The sequence below is a fragment of the Streptomyces genisteinicus genome (assembly GCF_014489615.1).
Lineage (GTDB): Bacteria > Actinomycetota > Actinomycetes > Streptomycetales > Streptomycetaceae > Streptomyces > Streptomyces genisteinicus.
Genome location: NZ_CP060825.1, coordinates 760,287 through 779,386, shown reverse-complemented (window position 1 = coordinate 779,386; position 19,100 = coordinate 760,287). Strand labels below are relative to the sequence as shown.

Below are 19,100 nucleotides of genomic sequence, written 5' to 3'. Positions count from 1 at the left end.
GTGCTACGAGACGGCGGCGCCGACCATGAAGGCCGTGCCGATGTACATCGCGGCCTGCACCCAGGCGGCGGGGTGGGGGCGGTCGCCGTTGTCGTCCAGCACGGCGTGGCCGAGCCGGCCGGGCGTCAGCAGGCCGACGACGACGGAGATGAACGTCATCACCACCACACCGGCGAGGCCGTACAGCAGGGTGCTGAGCAGGCCGTACTCCAGGCCCTGCTCGGACTCGCTGGCCCGGATGGACTGGTCGATGACCAGGCCGATCGCGATGGTCTGGCCGGCCAGCAGGACCGCCGCGCCGCGGTTGCGCTCGGTCCACACCACATGGACGAGCTTGCCGGGGGTGACCAGGTCGAGCGCGATGAAGCCGACCGCCATCACGACGAAGCCGACCAGGCCGTAGAGCAGGGCGATGCCTGCCGACTCGAATATCTCGGACACGGGGTGCCTTTCGGGTACGTCGTCGGGAAGTCGGGGCGGAGGAGGGGCGGTACGGGCGCGCGGCGGGCGCGGGACGGGGCTGCCGGCGGCTACTTGCCCTCTCCGGGGCCGCCGCCGCGGAACGCGCTGCTCGCCGGGTCCGGCCATACGCTGCCGATGCGCGTCTGCCAGCGGTTGTAGCCGGTGCGGTAGTCGTCTATCTCGATACGGCTGCCGCCCGCCGCCAGCGGCGTGACCGCGACGATGTCGTCCCGGTAGCGCAGCAGTTCCACGTCGGCGGCGCTGATCCGGTCGCGGGCCGAGGTGTTGCCGTCGATCTCCTTGGCGACCGCCGGTATCCGGTCGGCCGAGTCGACGTACCCCGAGCCGGTGGTGGCGGCACTGTACTGCTGCCGGATCCAGGACGACGGCGCCGCGTTGTGGTCGTCGTCGTCGTCACTCCCGCAGGCGGTCAGCGCGGCCGCCGCCATCACGGTCGCGCTGATGATTCGGGCGGTCTTCATCGGGCCTCCAGCCGGGTGTGCGTCGCCACGATCTGGCGGCTCTGCGGATAGGTGTGCCAGGTGCGCCAGCTCAACCCGGAGGCCCGGCGCTCGACGCAGAGCGCCGTGACGGCCTCGGGGGAGCCGGGGAAAACGCCGTACAGCGCGGCCGGGTCGCCGTGGGACCGGTCGAGGATCCAGGCGACCCGTTCGCCGAACCGGTCCCCGTCCAGGCGTTCGACGCGGGCCCCGAAGCGGTAGGACCACCCGTCGAACTCGCGGGCCGCGGAGCCGGGCAGGCCGCCCGCGACGTCCGGCAGGCAGGCCACGGTCTCGCAGACGGGACCGGTCAGAACCTGGTGCGAGGCGCCCAGCAGCCGCAGCTGGACGGCGGTCGTGCCGACGGACACCTCGCGGACGGCGAGGGCGTCGAGCGGCCCCTGCTCCAGGGAGAAGGAGAGCTGGTCCGCGTCGGTGTCCAGGTAAGGGGTCGTCAGGGATATGCCGTTCACGCGCCGCCGGCCCCGTATCCGCGGCATCCGCCCAGGGGGCCGCCCGCAGTGGACGATACGGACACTTCGACCCAGGCGGGGACAGCTCGGGTGCCGGCGGCGCGTCCGGTGCCGGTGACGGCTGACTCGGGCTTCAACGGTGATCCCCACGATGCGGAACGGGCAGTGAGCGCGCCGAGTATGGCACAGCGCCGATCCGGCCCGGACAGCGGTACCTCGGGCCGGAACGGCCCCGGCCGCCGGATCGGCGACGCGGTCAGCGCCCGGCGCCGCCGAGCAGCCACGCGCCGGCGGCGTGCGCCGTGAACTCCCGCTGCCCGCCGGGGAACCGGAGGTCAGCGGCGAGGAACGCCGCGTCGTCCGCGGTCGAGGGAACGTACGGGATCGCGATGCAGCGCATCCCGGCTGCCCGCGCGGCCGCCGCGCCCGGCGGCGCGTCCTCCACCACCACGCAGTCCGCCGGCGCGGCGCCCAGACGCCGTGCGGCCTCCAGGAAGACGTCGGGCTCCGGCTTGCCCCGCGGCACCTCCTCGGCGGAGACCACCACCGGGAACAGGGAGTCGAGACCCGTCCCCGCGAGGACGGCCTCGATCGCCGCCCTCGACGAACCCGAGGCCACCGCCATCGGCACGCCTGCAGCCGCCAGCAGCCCGGTGAACCGCCGCATCTCCGGGAAGACCGCGGTGGACCGTCGCGCCAGCTCCAGGTAGATCCGGTTCTTCTCCGCCAGCAGGTCCTCCAGGGAGGCGTCGAGCGCGTACCGGGCGCGGAGGACCTCCAGCGTCTCGCGGGTGCCGATCCCGATGAACGCGCTGTGCTCCTCCCAGCCGAAGCCGTCCACCCCGTGCGCGGCGAGCAGGCGGCGCCCCGCCTCGTAGTAGTTGGGTTCGCTGTCCACGAGGGTGCCGTCGAGGTCGAAGACGACCGCGGGGCCGGTTGGGGTGCTCATGGTCCCAGCATGCCAACCCGCGCCGGGCGCTCTTCACCGGCCACGGTGCCGTGTGCCGCTCGGGTCAGGGGTGCGGCGTCCGGGCGGCGGACGGCACGAGGCCGCGGGTGGGGGTGGGAGTGCGGCTGGGGGTGAGGGTGCGGGTGGGGGCGTGCGCCGTCGTGTCCGTGCGCGGGCGTGCGCAGGGCGCGTCCGCGTGCCCGCGCGGTCAGGCGCCCGGCCGTCCCGTCCCGGTGCGGCCGGGCGCCGGGGTCCCGGCGGCCAGGCCCACCGACTCCACCAGCGGCAGCAGCCGGTACGCCACCCGCTCCCGCAGCGCCATCTCCGTACGGGTGCGCACCACGCCCGGCAGGCTGATCAGGCGCTGGACGACGTCCTCAAGGTGTCCGTTGTCCCGCGCGGCGACCCGGGTGAGCAGGTCCCCGCCGCCGGTGATGGAGAACGCTTCGATGATCTCGGGCACTTCGGCGAGGGCATCGCCGACCTCGTTCAGGTGCCCCTGCGTCACCTCGATGTGCACGAAGGCCAGCACCGGGTGGCCCAGCCCTGCGGGGGAGAGGCTGGGACCCGTCCCCGTGATCACACCGTCCCGCTCCAGGCGGTCGATCCGGGCCTGGAGGGTGCCGCGGGCGATGCCGAGGACGCGGGCGCACTCCCGCAGGCTGGTCCGCGGCTGCTCGATCAGCAGCCGCAGGATACGGGTGTCCAGCTCGTCGACCGCCATGCTCCGCGGGTCCTTCCCTGTGCTCTCGGCTGCGCTCGCTGCGACCGTACCAACGGGCGCACGGAGCGGTGCGCGATGCGCCGCCGTCGCGGTGTCCGGGGGCGTGCCCCCGGACCGGCTGCCTCGTTGGGCACGGCATGATCCGCTTCCCGCTCACCCGTACCGTCCGTCGTAACGCCTGCCGTGCCGCCGCCGTTGCCGCCGCGGCGGTCGCCGTCGCTTCCGCCGGCGCCGCTTCCGCCGCCGCGGTCCCCTCACCCGCGGGGCAGGCGGTGGACACCCTCGGCATGTTCGTCGCGCCCGAGGCCGTGGACGCGCGCACCCAGGGCGGGGGCCTCGCCGTCGACGCCCCGTTCCTCCAGCGCTGACCCGCCCTCCTGCGGCTTCCGCCCTCCGGCCGGCGGCCCCGGAGCCCGTTCCTGCGGTCGGCGGACGCCTCCGCGCTCCCCGGCCGGCCGATCGGACCATCACGCGACCCATCGATGGGCCATTGGCTCAGCCCCGGCGGCACCGGTTGGGCCAATGGGTCCCCCACGGTTAGACTCTCCCCATCCACATGACTGACGGCGCCGCAGCGCCGGCCGGCGACGAAGCCGGACCGGACCGCGGTGCTTTCGTCGTGTCCGCACACGACGGCCCCCATCCCCGGGCCGCGGCGGCCGCGGCGGACACCACCGTGAGGGGGAGCGGCATCGCCGTGAAGAAGATGTTCATGGCCCCGGACCCGGGGCGGCTGCGCCTGCGCCTCGCCCTGCGCGCGGTGCTCGGCATCGGTCTCGCCGTCGCCGCGGCCGAGGCGTGCGGGCTGTCGCTGACGGCCTCCATCACCGGCGGTCTCGCGGCTCTGCTGGCGCTCTTCACCGTCGGGGACCCCACCGTGCGCGGCCAGGCGGTCACGACCGCGCTCCTGCCCGTCGCCGGCTTCCCCGTCCTCGCGCTCGCCACCCTCCTGCACGACACGCCGGGCCTGCGGGCCGCCGCCTGGCTCGCCGTGGTGTTCTGCGGCGTCTACGCCCGGCGCTGGGGGCCGCGCGGCCACGCGCTGGGCATCTTCGCGTTCATGATGTTCTTCGTCACGCAGTTCCTCCACGCAGTGACGACGCAGCTCCCCGCGCTCTTCGCCGCCGTCGGGCTGGCGCTCCTCGCCGCGTCCTTCGTGCGCTTCGGTCTCTGGTGCATCGAACGCCGCACCCCCGCACCCGCCGCCCCCGCACCTCTCGGCGGACGCGGACTGGACCGGCCCACCACCCGCCAGGCGTTCCAGTCGACCGCGGCGTGCGCCGTGGCCCTCGCGGCCGGGCACCTGGTGTCGGACGACCGCTGGTACTGGGCCGTCGGCACCGCCTGGTGGATCTTCGTCAACACCGCGTCGCGCGGCGAGACGCTCGTGCGCGGCTTCCGCAGGGTCGTCGGCACCGTCACCGGCATAGCGGCCGGGCTGCTCGTCGCCGTGCCGGTGGCCGGAGACCCCGTCCCCACCGCCGTGCTGGTCGCCGTCTGCGTCTTCGGCATCTTCTACACCGCCGCGCCGTCCTACAGCTGGATGATGTTCTTCGTCACCGTCATGGCCGGCCTGCTCTACGGGCTCCTCGGCGTCCTGCACCCGGGGCTGCTGGTGCTGCGGCTGGAGGAGACCGCCGTCGGCGCCGCGGCCGCGGTGCTCGGTGTCGCCCTCGTCCTGCCGGTCACCACCCACGCGGCGACCGACGCCTGGATCCGCCGTGCCGTCGAGTGCGTGCACCGCTGCACCGCCGAGGCCGCCCGTCGCCTGGGCGGCGACGAGGGGGCCGACCCGGCGCCGCTCGCGGCCGAACTGGAGACACTGCTCGGACGGGTGCGCCTCACCCTGGCACCGCTGGTGCACCCGCTCAGCCCGCTGCGCGCCCGCCGGACCCGGGCGCGCCGCGTCATGGAGCTGCTGGACGTCTGCGCCCGTGAGATCAAGGGCCTCTCCGCGGTCGCGGCGGACCCGCGGGCCTCGCACGACGCACGGCTGACGGCCGCCTGCCTGCGGGTGGAGAACGCGGTCCACGCCCTGGTGCCGCCGTGCTCCGAGGCGCGCCGCGCGATGGACCTCGGCCCTGCCCCGCAGCACCACCCGGGGGCGGAAGCGGCCCTGCGTCACCTCCACGGCCTGGAGCGCGCACTCGTCGACCTCGCGGTCCCGGTCCGGACGCCGCCGCGCTCCCCGCTCGTCCCCGCCGCCTGACCGCGACCCGACCACCGCCCGCGGCGGCGTGCGCCCCGGAGGCGGCGTACCGGCCGGAGATCATTTCTGGTCCAGACCAGGCTGCTACCGTCGGGTGCGCGCGAGGGCACGGGCGTGCCGGGGCGCGGAGGGGAGAGCTGTGGGTGGCAGCAGGGCGGGACGTGTCTACATCGGGTCGTTCACGTCGGCCGGCGGCCGGGGGATCGTCGTCGCCGAGGCCGACGCCGGGACCGGCGCGCTGACGGCGACCGGAGGGAGCGACGCCGTCGCCGACCCCTCGTACCTCGCGGCCGGAGCGGACGGCAGTGTGCTCTACGCCGTCTCGGAGGCCGCGGACGGAGCGGTGGCGGCCTTCCGCACCGACGGGCCCGGGATCAGCCCCCTCGGGCCGCCCGTCCCCGTCTCGGGGGACGGACCCACGCATCTCGCCCTCGCACAGGGCCGGCTCCTCACCGCCAACTACGGCTCGGGCGACGTCAGCGTGCTCGCCCTCGGCCCGGACGGTGCGCCCCGAGGGGAGCCCGTCGTACTGCGCCACACCGGGAACGGCCCCGACCCCGAGCGGCAGCAGGAGCCCCACGCCCACCAGGTCCTGCCCGACCCGTCCGGCAGGTGGGTGCTCAGCGTCGACCTCGGCACCGACTCCGTGCGGGTGTGCACCCTGGACCCGGCCACCGGCGGCCTGCGGGTCCACCGTGAGACCGCCCTGCCGCCCGGCACCGGACCACGGCACCTCGCCTTCCACCCGGGCGGCCGCCACGTCTGCGTCCTCGGCGAACTCCGGGCGGCGGTGACCCTCTGCCGCTGGGACGAGACCACCGGCGACCTGGAGCCGGTGGCCGCCGTGCCGGTGGTGCCGGACGGCGCCGCCGGGCCCGCCTACCCCTCCGAGCTCGCGGTGTCGCACGACGGCAGGCGGCTGTGGGCGGCTGTCCGGGGCCCGGACGCCATCGCCGTGGTCGAACTCGACGAAGGCTTCGAGAAGGGCGAGCTCGTCGCCACCGTGCCGTGCGGCGGGCGATGGCCCCGCGACCTCGTGCTCGACCCGCGGGGCAGCCGCCTCTACGTGGCGAACGAGCGCTCCGGCGACGTCAGCTGGTTCGACCTCGACCCGGCGACAGGCCTTCCGCGGCACGCCGGCTCCCTCCCGGTCCCGGCCGCCTCCAGCGTCCTCTTCGCCTGACGGCGTGACGGCGTGGCGGTGTGACGGTCGGGTGCCGCGACGCCGCGCGGGCCGCACGGCCACGGACCGTGGACGCCCGCCGGTCCGCCCCCGCCGGGGCGCACGGCGCCGCCGTCCGCCCCGGCAGGGCGGCGACCGGCCCCGGGCATGCCGACGGCCCCGGAGGCGGCTCGCGAGAGCCGGTCGTCCCCGGGGCCGTGCGGCGGAGGGTCAGCGCTGCTGCGTGCCCTGCGGCTGGCTGATGCCCAGAGCCGTCGTGTACTGGGACAGGACGAGCTTGCCGATCGCCGGGTAGGCGCCCAGCGCCTCGGCCGTCGCGCACCCCGCGTCCTTCGCGGCCGAGTCGAGCAGGCCCTCGGGCAGCTCGGGGCCGACCAGGTAAGGGGCGAGCGCCAGCTGCGCGGAGCCGGAGCCCCTCAGCTTCTCGGCGATCGCGGCGACCGAACCCTCCTCGTCGAGCGCGGCGGCCATCACCGGGACCGCGAGTCGCGCGGCGAGCAGCATGCCGGTGATCCCGGCGGCCTGCACGGCCTCCTCGCCGCCCACGGTCGCCAGGATGATGCCGTCGGCAGCGGTGGCCACCGTGAACAGGCGCGCACGGTCGGCGCGGGCGAGCCCGGCCTCCGACAGGCGCACGTGCACGGCCTCGGCGAGCAGCGGGTGCGGGCCGAGCACGTCGGTCAGCTCCGCGACCGCGCCGCTGTCCATGACGCCCTGACGGATCCGGCGCATCTGCGCGTTGTCCGGTCCCACCAGCAGCGGCACCACGACCGCGGCGGGGCCCTGCGGCTCGGCGACCTCGCGGCCGGCGGCGAGCGCGATCTCGTAGCGCTCGGTGCGCTGGGCGGAGACGCCCGCGACCACGGCCGCCAGCGAGGGGTACTCGGCGTCGTCCCCCTCGACGTAGCCGATGCCGACGTCCAGGCCGGGCAGCTCGGACCGGGCGATGCTTATGACCTCTTCGGCCAGGGCGCGCATGGTGGGCGCGGGGGCGCCGGGCACGGCGAGCACGAGGGCGGGTGCGCCCTCGGGAGCGGCCACCGGTTCCGGGCGGCGGTGTCGCCCGGACTGACGGGGGCGCGGCATTCGTACTGGCAGGCCGGGTGCGGGCCCAGTGGGGGAGCTCATGGCGCCGCATGCTACTGGTTTTGCCGTCCCGGCTGTTCGGGGAGGGGTCAGTCGCGCGTCATATGCCCGGGTTGGTCCCCTGTTGTCGGCGGTGCGCGCTCTGGAGGCTCCGCCCTGATCCGTCGTATACGCGGAGCATCGTCGGGTGCGCGGGCAGCCGCAGCGATCCGGTGGCCAGCGCCCCGGCCAGGCCGAGCGCGCCCGCGAGCGGGTCGCCGTCCGCGGGCGTCTCGACGGCGTGGGGGGCCAGACGCGCCAGTTCCGCCCGCAGCGGCACCAGCAGGGGGTCGCCGATCCCGAACAGCCCGCCCGTGAGGGAGACCCGGCAGCCGTCCGGCGCCGCCGCTGCCGGCGGGCAGGCCGCGGCGGCCGATTCGGCGATCGCCACGGCCGCGCGCGCCAGGATGCCCTCCGCCACCGCATCGCCGTCCCGGGCGGCGCAGGCGGCGACCTCCGGGGCGAACGAGGCCAGGACGGCCGGACGGTCCGTGCGGGGATAGAGCAGGGCGGGCATCTCCTGCGGCGGCCCGAGCACGGCCGTCATCCGTGCCAGCAGCGCGCCGGACCCGCCGCGCCGCCCGTCGTGGGCACGCAGCGCCGCCTCCAGGCCGGTCCGGCCGATCCACGCGCCCGAACCGCAGTCCCCGAGCAGGTGCCCCCAGCCGTCGGCCCTGCGCCAGGCGGTGAGGTCGGTGCCCACGGCGATCATTCCGGTGCCGGCCGCGACCACCGCCCCGGGGGCCTGGCCGAGCGCGCCGGCGTACGCGGTGACCGCGTCGGCCGCCAGGCCGACGGTGCGCGCGCCCAGCGCGGCCGCCAGCGCCCGGGGCATCTCCGCGCGCAGGCCGTCGCCGAGGGTGGCCATGCCCGCGGCGCCGATCACCACGGCGGACACGGTGGCCCCGCCGCGTCCCGCCTCCTCCAGCAGGGTGCGCGCCATCGGCAGCAGCACCTCCCGCATGTGTCCCGCGTCGATGCCGTCCGGGCCGGTCCGGACCGGCTGCCGGCCCGCCAGGATCTCGGCGGCGCCGGCCGTCCCCGCCTCGGCGAGGGCGACACGCAGTCCCGAGCCGCCGGAGTCGACCCCGAGGACGAGCGGGGCGCTCACCGCGCGCACGGTGCACCGCTGTTCGCCGACGTACGCCTGTGTCGCGACCTCATGGACCGGCTCCGGGGGAGGGGAGGGCAGGGGAGGGGAGAAGGGAAAGGGGAACAGCGGGGTAGGGACGGGGACGACGGCCGGAAGCCTAGCGCCCGGTGGGTCCCCGGGGAACCGTCGTGATCTTCCTCCGCCCTTCCGGCAGCCACAAGATCGCTTCGATCGACCGGGGGCGTGTGGGCCGGTAGGGTGACGCGCTGTGGCAGCACGACCGTTGAACGAACTGGTGGAGCCCGGCTGGGCCGAGGCATTGGGTCCGGTCGCCGGACGCATCGCGGCGATGGGGGACTTCCTGCGCGCGGAGATCGCGGCGGGGAGGACCTATCTTCCCGCGGGGGCGCACGTGTTGCGCGCGTTCCAGCAGCCCTTCGACGACGTGCGGGTCCTGATAGTCGGTCAGGACCCCTACCCCACACCGGGGATGGCGATCGGGCTGAGCTTCGCCGTGGCGCCCGAGGTGCGGCGCCTGCCCGGCAGCCTGGAGAACATCTTCCGGGAACTCCACACCGATCTCGGCCTGCCGCGGCCGTCGAACGGCGATCTGACGCCGTGGACCCGGCAGGGCGTGCTCCTCCTCAACAGGGCGCTCACCACCGCGCCCGGCAGGCCCGCCGCCCATCGCGGCAAGGGCTGGGAAGAGGTGACCGAGCAGGCCATCCGCGCCCTGGCCGCCCGTGGCAAGCCCCTGGTGTCGGTGCTGTGGGGGCGCGACGCCCGCAATCTGCGCCCGCTGCTGGGCGATCTGCCCGCGATCGAGTCGGCCCATCCGTCGCCCATGTCGGCGGACCGCGGGTTCTTCGGCTCCCGCCCCTTCAGCCGGGTCAACGACCACCTGACGCGCATGGGCGCACAGCCCGTCGACTGGCAGCTGCCCTGACAGCGTCCGCCCCGCCGTGCCGCTGCCCCTTCCGGGTGCGGTACGCGTGAACCGGCGGGCCCGCCTCCTCCCGGGGCCGGGCTCCGCCGCCGGCCGAGCGGGCCCCGCGCTCAGCGCAGTACCGCCGCCCGTACGCACAGGACGTCCGGCAGGTGGGCGGCCAACTGCCGCCAGGTGTCGCCGTCGTCGGCGCTCGCGTACACCTCGCCGTTGCGGTTGCCGAAATAGATGCCCGCCGGATCGGCCCCGTCGGTGCACATGGCGTCCCGGAGCACGGTGCCGAAGTGGTCGCCCTGCGGCAGGCCCGTGCTCAGCGCCTCCCAGGTCGCACCGGCGTCACGGGTGCGGAAGACGCGGCAGCGCCGGTCCGCCGGGACACGGTCCGAGTCCGCGGTGATGGGGAAGACGTACGCGGTGTCGGCGCGGTGCGGATGGGCGACCATGGCGAAGCCGAAGTCGGACGGGAGCCCGGCGCCGATGTCCGTCCAGGTGGCGCCGGCGTCGTCGCTGCGGTAGACGCCCCAGTGGTTCTGCAGGTAGAGCCGGTCGGGATCGGCCGCGTCCTGCGCGATCTTGTGCACGCACTGGCCGAACTCGGGGTGCGGGTCCGGCAGGAAGACCGCGGAGACGCCGTCGTTGGACGGGGCCCAGCTGGTGCCTCCGTCCCGGGACCGGAAGACCCCGGCGGTCGACACGGCCACCGTCACCGCCCGGGTGTCCCGGGCATCGGTCACCACCGTGTGCACGGCCTCGCCGCCGCCGCCGGGCACCCACTGGGAGCGGGTGGGGTGCTCCCACAGGGGGCGCACCAGGGAGAAGCTCTCACCGCGGTCCTCGGAGCGGAACAGGGCCGCAGGCTCGGTGCCGGCGTAGACCACCTCCGGCTCGGCGGCGGACGCCGGGTGGAGCTGCCACACCCGTTCCAGGGAGGCGCCGGTCTCCTTGGGGAACTTCACGGCGGGCCGGTCCGGCTCCACCCAGGTCGTGCCCAGGTCGTCGGAGTGGAAGACGGACGGGCCCCAGTGCGCGCTGTCGCCGCCCACCAGCAGCCGGGGTGTCTCCCCGCGGGTGTCGATGCCGATCGAGTACACGGCCTGCGCGGCGAAGTGCGGGCCGTCGAACTCCCACGACCCGCCGCTGCCGCGGCCGATGAAGAGCCCCTTGCGTGTACCCACGGTGAGCAGTACTTCCGTCATGACCGGATCCTTCCAAAACGCCGTTGTCTCGGATACGGGCCAGTCTGCCCCCGACCACTGACAGCGTCCTGCGGTGCGGTGCGCGCGCCGGCCCGGCGACGGAAGGGGTGACCGGACCGAGCCCCGGAACTCATCGGTCCCGGGCGCCGGAGTCCGGCGGTCGTCACCGGTCGTCCGGTCGCCAGGTCGTCCTGCTGCCCTGCTGCCCATGCGGCGCGGCGGAAGGCCTGGGGCCGGACGCGGCCCGCGGTCGGACCGCCCGGATGCGCGACGGGCGTCCCGGTCACCGTCCGTGGGCCGCGTGCCGCACGGGTCCGGGACGGGTCCCGGCAAGGGGGAGCTCCACCCCGGGCCTCCACAGGCGTGCCGGCCGTGAACGCGGGCGGCGTCCCGGTCACCGTCGGTCGACGTCTCCCGTACGCCGTGCCGCGCCGGGCCGCAGGGCGCAGATCCCCCGGGCCCCGGGCCGGCCCGGGGCCCGGGGCCGTCAGCCTCCGGGTGCTGTCCCGCTCGCCCAGCGGCGAGCGGGACAGCGCCCGGACACGGGAAGCGCCCCGCACACACCACGCACGCCGGACCCGGGCCTCAGACCGCCCGCGCGTACTGCGGCGGCGCGTCCGCGTCCGCGCCCAGCGTCCGCGCGGCCTGGAGTGCCCAGAAGGGGTTGCGGAGCAGTTCCCGGCCGAGGAACACGGCGTCCGCCTCGCCGTTGGCGAGGATCTTCTCCGCCTGGGCGGGATCGGTGATCAGCCCGACCGCCGCCACCGGGAGCCCGGTCTCGGCGCGGACCCGGGCGGCGAAGGGGACCTGGTAGCCGGGGCCGGTCGGTATCCGGACCCCGGAGGCGTTGCCTCCGGTGGAGACGTCCAGCAGGTCGACCCCGTGCTCCTTCAGCTCCGCGGCGAAGCGGACGGTGTCGTCGGCGGTCCAGCCGCCCTCGTCCAGCCAGTCCGTGGCCGAGATCCGGAAGAGCAGCGGCAGTTCGGCCGGCCAGACGGCGCGCACCGCGTCGACGACCTCGAGCGCGAAGCGGGTGCGGTTCTCGAAGGAGCCTCCGTACTCGTCCGTGCGGTGGTTGCTGTGCGGGGAGAGGAACTCGCCGATCAGGTAACCGTGGGCGCCGTGCACCTCCACGACCTCGAAGCCGGCCTCCAGCGCGCGGCGCGCCGCGTCGGCGAACTGCCCGGTGATCGCCGCGATCTGCTCCCGGGTCAGCTCGTCGGGCACGGGGTGTCCTTCGGCGAAGGGGAGCGGGCTCGGGCCCACGGGCTGCCACCCCTCCTCGTCGGGGCCGACCGGCGCGCCGCCCTTCCAGGGGCGGTCGGTGGAGGCCTTGCGCCCCGCGTGGGCGAGCTGGATGCCGGCCACCGTGCCCTGGCTCCTCAGGAAGGCGGTGATGCGGCGCAGCCCCTCGGTCTGGGCGTCGTTCCACAGGCCGAGATCGGCCGGGCTGATCCGCCCCTCCGGGGAGACGGCGGTCGCCTCCACGAGGACGAGGCCGGTGCCGCCGGTGGCGCGCGCCGCGTAGTGCGCGAAGTGCCAGTCGCCCGCCACCCCGGTGCCGGGGCCGGCCGTCTCGGCGCTGTACTGGCACATCGGGGCCATCCAGACCCGGTTGCGGACGGTCAGGGACCTGAGGGTGACGGGCTCGAACAACGCGCTCACGACGGACTCCGTTCGGTTCGTTCGGTTCGTTCGGTTCGCTTCGGCCGCGCGGGCTCGGGGCGCGGCGCAGCGCTCCCCCGGCGGGGCGGGGCCGGGCGGACCGGCCGCTTCGTACGATACTCGTCGTACTACGGTGAATGTCAAACTACGAGAGTGGTCGTACAATGGAGCCGGGTCGCAGGACCCGGACGACCGGAAGAGCGGAGCCGCCGACGTGACCACCGTGACCAGCGCCCGAACGCTCGCACACCCCGCACGTGACGAGATCCGGCTGGACGGAGTGCTCCATGCCCTCGCCGACCCCATGCGCATGACGGTGGTCAGGGAGCTGGCCGCGGCCTCCGGTGAGCTCTCCTGCTCCTGCTTCGACCTGCCGGTCACCAAGTCCACGACCACCCACCACTTCCGCGTGCTCCGCGAGAGCGGTGTGATCCGTCAGGTGTACCGCGGCACGGCCAAGATGAACGAGCTGCGGCGCGAGGAGCTGGACGAGCTCTTCCCCGGCCTGCTGGACGTCGTCCTCGCGGCCGCCGACCGTGAGGCGGACCGCCTCGGCGACATCTGACCCGCTCGCCCGCCGCGCCGCACGACACGACCCGCCGCCGTGCCCCGAGCCGCCCGGCGCGGCGCGATCCACCCGCCCGGCGCGACCCGCGCGCCCCACCCGGCACGACCCGCCCGCCTCGCACGCCGTGGTCCGCCCGCCCTGACGTGATCCGCCCCCGGACACGCGGGCGCCCGCCTCCCCTCGGGGCGGCGGGCGTCAACGGCGGTCGCGGGCGGCGCCGCGGCGGCCGTCACATGTCGCGCATGCGGCCGATCTCGCTGGTCTGCTGCGAGATCACGTCGTTGGCCATCTCCTCGACGCGCACGTTGTTCCCCTCGGTCAGGACCTCGGTCGCCATGGTGACCGCGCCCTGGTGATGGGTGATCATCAGCTTGAGGAACAGCTCGTCGAAGGCCGCCCCCTTCGCGTTCCGCAGCTGGGTGAGCTGGGCCGCGGTGGCCATTCCGGGCATCGACCCGTGGTCGTGGCCGTGGCCGCCGGAGCCGTTCCGCACGCCCTCGGTCTGCTGCCAGCCCTTCATCGCGTCCACTTCGGGCTTCTGCGCCGCCGCGATGCGGTCGGCGAGCTTCCGCACCCGGTCCGACCCGGCGCGGTCGCCGGCCAGCGAGGTCATCTCCAGCGCCTGCTGGTGATGGACGATCATCATCTCGACGTAGCCGCGGTCCGCCGAGTTCGGCTTGTCGTCGGGGAGTTCCTTCGCGGCCTCCTCCGCCGACAGGGTTCTGGCGGGCTCACCGGGCCGGCCGGGGGCCACCACCGACGGTCCGCCGCCCTTCGCGGCGTCCGTCCCCGAGTCCGGGGCCGGGGCCGAGTCGCACGCCGAGAGGAGCAGGCCGGCGCAGACAGCCGCGGCCAGCGCGTACCGGGTGCGGGCGCGGCGGTTCCTGCGGGGCTTCAACACGGCGACCTCCTGTGCCACTTGTGGTGGGCACGAGCGTACTTGCACGGAGGTAAGGAGTGTCGAGCAAAAAAATTCATTACGGCTGCGTTTCCATCTGTTGAGATGTGCATGCAAGGACACATACTGCCGGGGGTCAACGAACCGTTCGACAACGAACGGGACAAGGGAGGATGCAGTGACCCTGTTGCACACCACCCGTGCTCGGCGCAGACAGTTGGGCGTGGCGGCCGCCGCGGCCGGCCTGCTGGCCACGCTCCTGACGGCGGGGCCCGCGGCGGCCATCCCCGATCCGGGCGATCCGCCGGCCCGGGGCAAGGCCGCCGCCGGTGTCGCGGCCGAGACCCGGCAGGCGATCGAGAGCGGTGACGTCCCGGGCGTGGACGAAGTCGTCCACAGCGACAACATCGAGCACGTCACCAATCTCCCCAAGGACGCCCTCCAGGGGACCAATTCGGACCTGGCCTTCCAGGGCCGTTACGCCTTCGCCGGCAACTACGACGGCTTCACGATCTACGACATCCGCAACCCGAGGTCGCCGAAGACCGTGGCCCAGGTCCTGTGCCCCGGTTCCCAGAACGACATCAGCGTCTCGGGCGACCTGCTCTTCCTGTCGACCGACTCCTCGCGCAGCGACGACTCGTGCAGCAGCACGACGCAGCCCGCCAGCGAGAAGTCGTCGTGGGAGGGCATGAAGATCTTCGACATCAGCGACATCCGCAACCCGAAGTACATCGCCGCCGTCGAGACCGCGTGCGGGTCGCACACCCACACGCTCGTCCCCGAGCGCAGGAACGTCTACGTGTACGTCTCCTCGTACTCGCCGAACGCCGCGTTCCCCGACTGCCAGCCGCCGCACGACGGGATCTCCGTCATCAAGGTGCCGCGCAAGGCCCCGCAGCAGGCCGCCGTGGTCAACTTCCCGGTGCTGTTCCCGGGCGAGGGCCCCGACGGCGGCGGCAACCCCGGCGCGCCCACCAACCCGGGCGTCTCCAAGACCACGGGCTGCCACGACGTCACGGTGCTCCCGTCCAAGGACCTGGCCGCCGGCGCCTGCATGGGCGACGGCATCCTGTTCGACATCAAGGACCCGGAGCGGCCGAAGGTCATCGACCGCGTCCAGGACAACGTGAACTTCGCGTTCTGGCACTCGGCGACCTTCAACCAGAAGGCCGACAAGGTCGTCTTCACCGACGAGCTCGGCGGCGGCGGCGGTGCCACCTGCAACGCTGAGGTGGGCCCGAACCGCGGCGCCGACGGCATCTACGACATCAAGGGCAAGGGCGACAAGCGCAAGCTGGTCTTCCGCAGCTACTACAAGATCGACCGCCACCAGGCCGCCACCGAGAACTGCGTCGCCCACAACGGCTCGCTGATCCCGGTCAAGGGCCGCGACATCATGGTCCAGGCCTGGTACCAGGGCGGCGTCTCGGTGTGGGACTTCACCGACTCGTCACGGCCGAAGGAGATCGGCTACTTCGAGCGCGGCCCGCTCAGCGCCACCACCAACGTCACGGGAGGCTCGTGGTCCGCGTACTACTACAACGGCTACATCTACTCCAACGACATGGCCAAGGGCTTCGACGTCCTGAAGATCGACGACCGGCGCACCGACCCTGCTAAGCGGGTGCGGACGGACGAGCTCAACGTCCAGACACAGCCCGACTACTTCGACAGGTCACACGGCTGGGGCCGCTGGGACGACTGACCCGGTACGGCCGCAGGGGCCCCGCCGGGCGGACCACCGCCCGGCGGGGCCCCGAGCTCCCAGTCCAGCCCGTACCGCTGGAACAGCTCCGCGCGCAGCCGCGCGCGGGGCATCGGCGCGCCCGGCAGCAGCACGGCGAACACCGCGCCCATCAGCAGGGCCCGCAGCAGCGGGTACTCCGCGTCCACGTCGGCCGCCCCGTACCGCTCGACCGTGTCGCGCAGCAGGGCCGCCAGCCGCTGCTGCTCCGGGCACTGCACGAAGCCGTCGGCCTGGAGGATGCCCGCCATGTGCGTGCGCATCAGCACCGGATGGTCGGCCGCCAGTCCCAGGATCGCGTCGATCGCCCGCGCGAGCCGCTCCCGCCCGTCGTCCGTGCGCGGCTCCCGCTCCAGGCCCGCCGCGAGCGACCGGTGCATCAGCCGGTGCACCGCCGACTGCAGGAGCTGGCGCTTGCCCGGGAAGTAGTACGAGATCAGACCCCGTGCGGAGCCCGCCCGGTCGGCGATGTCGCCGAGGGTCGTCGCCTCGTACCCCCGCTCGTCGACCAGCTCCACGGTCGCCTGGAGCAGCCGCTCCCGAGATCGTCTCCGCAGCTCTTCATTGACCTCTGCGCTCCGCGGGCTCATGCTGGACTCCTGCGTTGACTGGCTCGCAGCCAATATACTCAGCGCACTCCGCCGACCTGCCGCAGGGCCGGTCGCGGGGATCTGCCATCCGGACCGGGCGACGCGGGGGATCGCCCGGTCCGGTGGCTCCCGCCCGGGACCGGCCCGCCCGATGCGTCCCGCCGGCCGCCGTCAGCCTCCGCCGGGACCGGCCGCCACCGCTCGCCCCTCCTCCGCCGCCTTCGCCCGCCGGGCGGCCAGGGCGCGTTCGTACGAGGCCGCCGCCACCGCCACGACGGCGGCGCCGAGGAGCCAGCCGCCCAGCACGTCGGACGGCCAGTGCACACCCAGGTAGACGCGGGTGAAGCCCACCCCCGCCACGCTCACCGCCGCGAGTGCCACCGCCCACGCCCGGGCCCGTCCGCGCACCCCGTCGCGGTGCAGCAGCCACAGGAGCAGCCCGCACGTCAGCGTGGCGGTCATCGCGTGCCCCGAGGGGAAGGCGGCGAACTGGGCCGTGTCGACGGGATCGGGCCACTGGGGCCGGTCGCGGCCGACGAGTGCCTTGAGCGTCTGCTGGAGGGCGGCCCCCAGGGCGCTCGCGCCGGCGATCCACACGGCGAGCAGACGGTCGCCGCGCCGCCAGAGCCACACGGTGACGGCCGCGGCCAGCAGACGCATCGTCCACGGGTCCCACACCCAGTCCGTCAGGATCCGGTTGGCGCGGGTGGCCGCCGGTTCGCTGACCGCGGACCGGTGCAGGTCCTCGGTGACCGAGCGGTCGAAGGCGAGCAGCGGCTCCCATGCGGTGACGACCAGCACGGTGAGCAGCGCCGACGCCGCGAGCAGGACGCTGCCGGCGAGGCTCGCCGTCCGCGTCCGGCGCGTGGCCCCGGCGCCGGTGACGGCTCCGGGGCGACGGGACGTCTCCGGGGAATCGGGGTGCTCGGGTGACTCGTGAGGTTCGGGGGAGGGCATGTCCTGATCCTTGCCCGTCACCCGGTGCTCACGCCATCGACGCGCGCCCGCCGCCTTCGGGACGCGGGCAGCGGGGGACCGCGCCGGGTCAGCGCAGTGCGTGCAGGGCCGGGACGAAGGCGACGAACAGCGGGACGACGGGCACCAGCGCCGCCGCCGCCGTGAGCCTGAGGCGCCGGCCCGCGGTGAACCGGGGGACGGGGCTCAGCAGCCGGTCCACCCGCTGCGGCACCTGGGCCCCCGGTGTGGGGCACGGTCCGAACGCCCCGCGCTCCTCGTTGAGTTCGACGAGGGCGAGGGCGATGGTCAGCCGGCCGAACCGGCGCGAGGCCACGTCGTCGGCGGCCAGTTCGACCAGCCGGTGCATCTCGTCGCGGAAGGCGGCGAACACCGGGATCTGCGGGAAGCCGCCCGCCAGCGCCGAGGAGCAGTGCAGCAGCCAGTCGTGCCGGGCGTTGGCGTGGCCCTGCTCATGGGCGAGAACGGCGTCGAGCTGCCGCCCCTTGAGCCGCCGCAGTGCCGCGGTGGTGACGACGAGCCGGGGCGCCGCCCCCGGCAGCCACCAGGCGTCGGGGCGTTCGCCCTCCAGCACGACGAGGGGTGCGTCGCCCGGCTCCTCGCCGGGCAGCAGCGGCGAGCGCACCAGCAACTCCCGCCTCCTGGCCCGGCGGCGGGCGCCGGACCGGACGATCTCGCGGGTGAGCATGGCGCCGGTCCACAGGCCCCCGCAGGCCAGCACGACGGCCAGCACAGCGGACCAGGGGCCGATCGCCCCCAGCGCGTAGGCCTCGACGACGCCGTGCGGCGCGGGGGCGAACACATGACCCCGGACCAACTGCCAGGCGGCGGCGGCGCTGAAGACCATCGACAGGGCGAAACAGAGGAGGACGGCTGCCACCACGCACTGCCAGAACCAGAGGGCGACCACGGGCTCACGCTCCGCCCAGTCACCACGCATCATCAGCCTCGGGGCGACGACGGCGGCCACGGCGCCGAGCAGCAGCAGCGCGAGCGAGACCATCATGGGCTCCAGCCTAGAAGTGCGGACTACCCATGGGTACGGCCTGGCGGCGCAAGTGACGCACGCCACGTCCCTCCGCGCCCCCCGCGGGGCCGGGCGGGCTCAGAGGGCGAGCAGCATCGCCAGCATCGCGAGGGCCATGGAGAGGCGGCAGGCGACGGCCACCTCGGGCCGTCCCGCCCGGTCGGAGGCGGCGAACGGTGCGGCCGGGCCGGCGGTCCCGGCCGCGGGCGCGGGCACCAGGAGGGTGCCGGCCCGCAGGGCGTAGCCGGCGAAGTACACCAGCAGGACCGCCGTCAGCAGCGGCGGCCCGGCGGGGGCGGCGGACAGGTGCGCCGTGTGCCCGCCGGCGGGCCCGCTCATGGCGGCGGCCATGTGGACCATCGCCAGACAGCTCACCAGATGGTGCACCGGGTGGTGGTGCCCGCCGCCCGGCCCCGCGCGCAGCGTCCACAGCGCGCGCAGCCCGGCCGCGCCGAACACCGCCGCGTACACCGCCCAGTGCCACGGCGGCGGGGAGAGCACGGCGGCCGGCACGGCCATCGCGGCCATGCCGAAACCCATCAGCGCCTCGCCCCCGGCGGCCTCCCGCGCGGCTCCTCGGCAGCTGCGCATCCGTGACAGGCAGTAGACGCCCGTGGCCAGGCACGACACCATCAGCAGCCAGCCGGGCACCGTCGGTTGGTGCACCTGCCTCCCCCTTCGATCTCCGTGATCTCTGCGACCCGCTCGACCGTGCACCGGACGCGCGTTCCCGCGCCGACAGGGAAGCGATGCCCGCCCAGTACGCCCGT

Annotated in this window: 20 protein-coding genes; 6 read left to right on the top strand and 14 right to left on the bottom strand. The window is 74.8% G+C overall.

The genetic code is table 11. The annotated features are described in order from the left end of the window. Nucleotides 1–3: 3 nt before the first annotated feature. The 5 genes from IAG43_RS03400 to IAG43_RS03380 all read right to left on the bottom strand — a co-directional run bounded on the left by IAG43_RS03400 (nucleotide 4) and on the right by IAG43_RS03380 (nucleotide 3,108). The gene (locus tag IAG43_RS03400; RefSeq protein WP_187739263.1) at nucleotides 4–441 is read right to left on the bottom strand and encodes a DUF350 domain-containing protein; all 438 of its coding nucleotides are present in this window, start codon (nucleotides 439–441) and stop codon (nucleotides 4–6) included. An 89-nt stretch (nucleotides 442–530) separates the two neighbouring features. Then, nucleotides 531–944, bottom strand: a complete 414-nt coding sequence (locus IAG43_RS03395) for a DUF4247 domain-containing protein (protein WP_187739262.1) — start codon at nucleotides 942–944, stop codon at nucleotides 531–533. Continuing rightward, nucleotides 941–1,435 (bottom strand): DUF2617 family protein, encoded by a 495-nt coding sequence (locus IAG43_RS03390; protein WP_187739261.1) that lies wholly within the window; start codon nucleotides 1,433–1,435, stop codon nucleotides 941–943. Before IAG43_RS03390 ends, IAG43_RS03395 begins: the two co-directional genes overlap by 4 nt. Nucleotides 1,436–1,691: 256 nt before the next feature. Further along, nucleotides 1,692–2,384, bottom strand: a complete 693-nt coding sequence (locus IAG43_RS03385) for an HAD family hydrolase (protein ID WP_187739260.1) — start codon at nucleotides 2,382–2,384, stop codon at nucleotides 1,692–1,694. Nucleotides 2,385–2,592: 208 nt separating this feature from the next. Continuing rightward, nucleotides 2,593–3,108 carry an Lrp/AsnC family transcriptional regulator gene (locus IAG43_RS03380; RefSeq protein ID WP_187739259.1) on the bottom strand — a complete coding sequence of 172 codons (516 nt, stop codon included), beginning with the start codon at nucleotides 3,106–3,108 and terminating at the stop codon, nucleotides 2,593–2,595. 137 nt (nucleotides 3,109–3,245) lie between these two features. Between IAG43_RS03380 and IAG43_RS03375 the strand changes: the two genes are divergently transcribed. The 3 genes from IAG43_RS03375 to IAG43_RS03365 all read left to right on the top strand — a co-directional run bounded on the left by IAG43_RS03375 (nucleotide 3,246) and on the right by IAG43_RS03365 (nucleotide 6,500). Next, complete coding sequence (locus tag IAG43_RS03375) at nucleotides 3,246–3,476, top strand: hypothetical protein (RefSeq protein WP_187739258.1); 231 nt, start codon at nucleotides 3,246–3,248, stop codon at nucleotides 3,474–3,476. Between the two features lie 338 nt (nucleotides 3,477–3,814). After that, the gene (locus IAG43_RS03370; protein WP_187744282.1) at nucleotides 3,815–5,317 is read left to right on the top strand and encodes an FUSC family protein; all 1,503 of its coding nucleotides are present in this window, start codon (nucleotides 3,815–3,817) and stop codon (nucleotides 5,315–5,317) included. A 139-nt stretch (nucleotides 5,318–5,456) separates the two neighbouring features. After that, entirely contained in the window at nucleotides 5,457–6,500 is a 1,044-nt protein-coding gene (locus IAG43_RS03365; RefSeq protein WP_187739257.1) for a lactonase family protein, read from the top strand. Nucleotides 6,501–6,710: 210 nt separating this feature from the next. On the opposite strand, the gene IAG43_RS03360 is transcribed toward IAG43_RS03365, so the two are convergent. Both IAG43_RS03360 and IAG43_RS03355 read right to left on the bottom strand, forming a co-directional pair. Beyond that, complete coding sequence (locus tag IAG43_RS03360) at nucleotides 6,711–7,628, bottom strand: sirohydrochlorin chelatase (RefSeq protein WP_187739256.1); 918 nt, start codon at nucleotides 7,626–7,628, stop codon at nucleotides 6,711–6,713. 58 nt (nucleotides 7,629–7,686) lie between these two features. Then, on the bottom strand, nucleotides 7,687–8,736 hold the full coding sequence (locus IAG43_RS03355) for an N-acetylglucosamine kinase (RefSeq protein WP_425508567.1): 1,050 nt from the start codon (nucleotides 8,734–8,736) through the stop codon (nucleotides 7,687–7,689). A gap of 250 nt (nucleotides 8,737–8,986) precedes the next feature. Between IAG43_RS03355 and IAG43_RS03350 the strand changes: the two genes are divergently transcribed. After that, nucleotides 8,987–9,664, top strand: coding sequence for a uracil-DNA glycosylase (locus tag IAG43_RS03350; RefSeq protein ID WP_187739254.1), 678 nt, complete (start codon nucleotides 8,987–8,989; stop codon nucleotides 9,662–9,664). 110 nt (nucleotides 9,665–9,774) lie between these two features. Here IAG43_RS03350 and IAG43_RS03345 read toward each other — a convergent pair whose 3' ends face one another. Then, nucleotides 9,775–10,860: a WD40/YVTN/BNR-like repeat-containing protein gene (locus IAG43_RS03345; protein ID WP_187739253.1), complete on the bottom strand. Its 1,086-nt coding sequence runs from the start codon at nucleotides 10,858–10,860 to the stop codon at nucleotides 9,775–9,777. A gap of 585 nt (nucleotides 10,861–11,445) precedes the next feature. Continuing rightward, the gene (locus tag IAG43_RS03340; RefSeq protein WP_187739252.1) at nucleotides 11,446–12,525 is read right to left on the bottom strand and encodes an NADH:flavin oxidoreductase/NADH oxidase; all 1,080 of its coding nucleotides are present in this window, start codon (nucleotides 12,523–12,525) and stop codon (nucleotides 11,446–11,448) included. Between the two features lie 214 nt (nucleotides 12,526–12,739). Between IAG43_RS03340 and IAG43_RS03335 the strand changes: the two genes are divergently transcribed. After that, on the top strand, nucleotides 12,740–13,090 hold the full coding sequence (locus IAG43_RS03335) for an ArsR/SmtB family transcription factor (protein WP_187739251.1): 351 nt from the start codon (nucleotides 12,740–12,742) through the stop codon (nucleotides 13,088–13,090). 232 nt (nucleotides 13,091–13,322) lie between these two features. On the opposite strand, the gene IAG43_RS03330 is transcribed toward IAG43_RS03335, so the two are convergent. Beyond that, on the bottom strand, nucleotides 13,323–13,994 hold the full coding sequence (locus IAG43_RS03330) for a DUF305 domain-containing protein (protein WP_246574058.1): 672 nt from the start codon (nucleotides 13,992–13,994) through the stop codon (nucleotides 13,323–13,325). Nucleotides 13,995–14,169: 175 nt separating this feature from the next. Here IAG43_RS03330 and IAG43_RS03325 point away from each other — a divergent pair, with 175 nt between their 5' ends. After that, nucleotides 14,170–15,699, top strand: a complete 1,530-nt coding sequence (locus IAG43_RS03325) for an LVIVD repeat-containing protein (protein WP_187739249.1) — start codon at nucleotides 14,170–14,172, stop codon at nucleotides 15,697–15,699. Here the strand turns inward: IAG43_RS03325 and IAG43_RS03320 are convergent. The 4 genes from IAG43_RS03320 to IAG43_RS03305 all read right to left on the bottom strand — a co-directional run bounded on the left by IAG43_RS03320 (nucleotide 15,657) and on the right by IAG43_RS03305 (nucleotide 18,996). After that, a complete protein-coding gene (locus IAG43_RS03320; RefSeq protein ID WP_187739248.1) occupies nucleotides 15,657–16,328 on the bottom strand; it encodes a TetR/AcrR family transcriptional regulator in 672 nt (223 codons plus the stop codon). The genes IAG43_RS03325 and IAG43_RS03320 overlap by 43 nt on opposite strands. 171 nt (nucleotides 16,329–16,499) lie before the next feature. Beyond that, nucleotides 16,500–17,285 (bottom strand): phosphatase PAP2 family protein, encoded by a 786-nt coding sequence (locus IAG43_RS03315; protein WP_187739247.1) that lies wholly within the window; start codon nucleotides 17,283–17,285, stop codon nucleotides 16,500–16,502. 88 nt (nucleotides 17,286–17,373) lie between these two features. Continuing rightward, complete coding sequence (locus tag IAG43_RS03310) at nucleotides 17,374–18,309, bottom strand: M56 family metallopeptidase (protein WP_187739246.1); 936 nt, start codon at nucleotides 18,307–18,309, stop codon at nucleotides 17,374–17,376. Nucleotides 18,310–18,408: 99 nt separating this feature from the next. Further along, a complete protein-coding gene (locus tag IAG43_RS03305; RefSeq protein WP_246574055.1) occupies nucleotides 18,409–18,996 on the bottom strand; it encodes a DUF5134 domain-containing protein in 588 nt (195 codons plus the stop codon). Nucleotides 18,997–19,100: the final 104 nt, after the last annotated feature.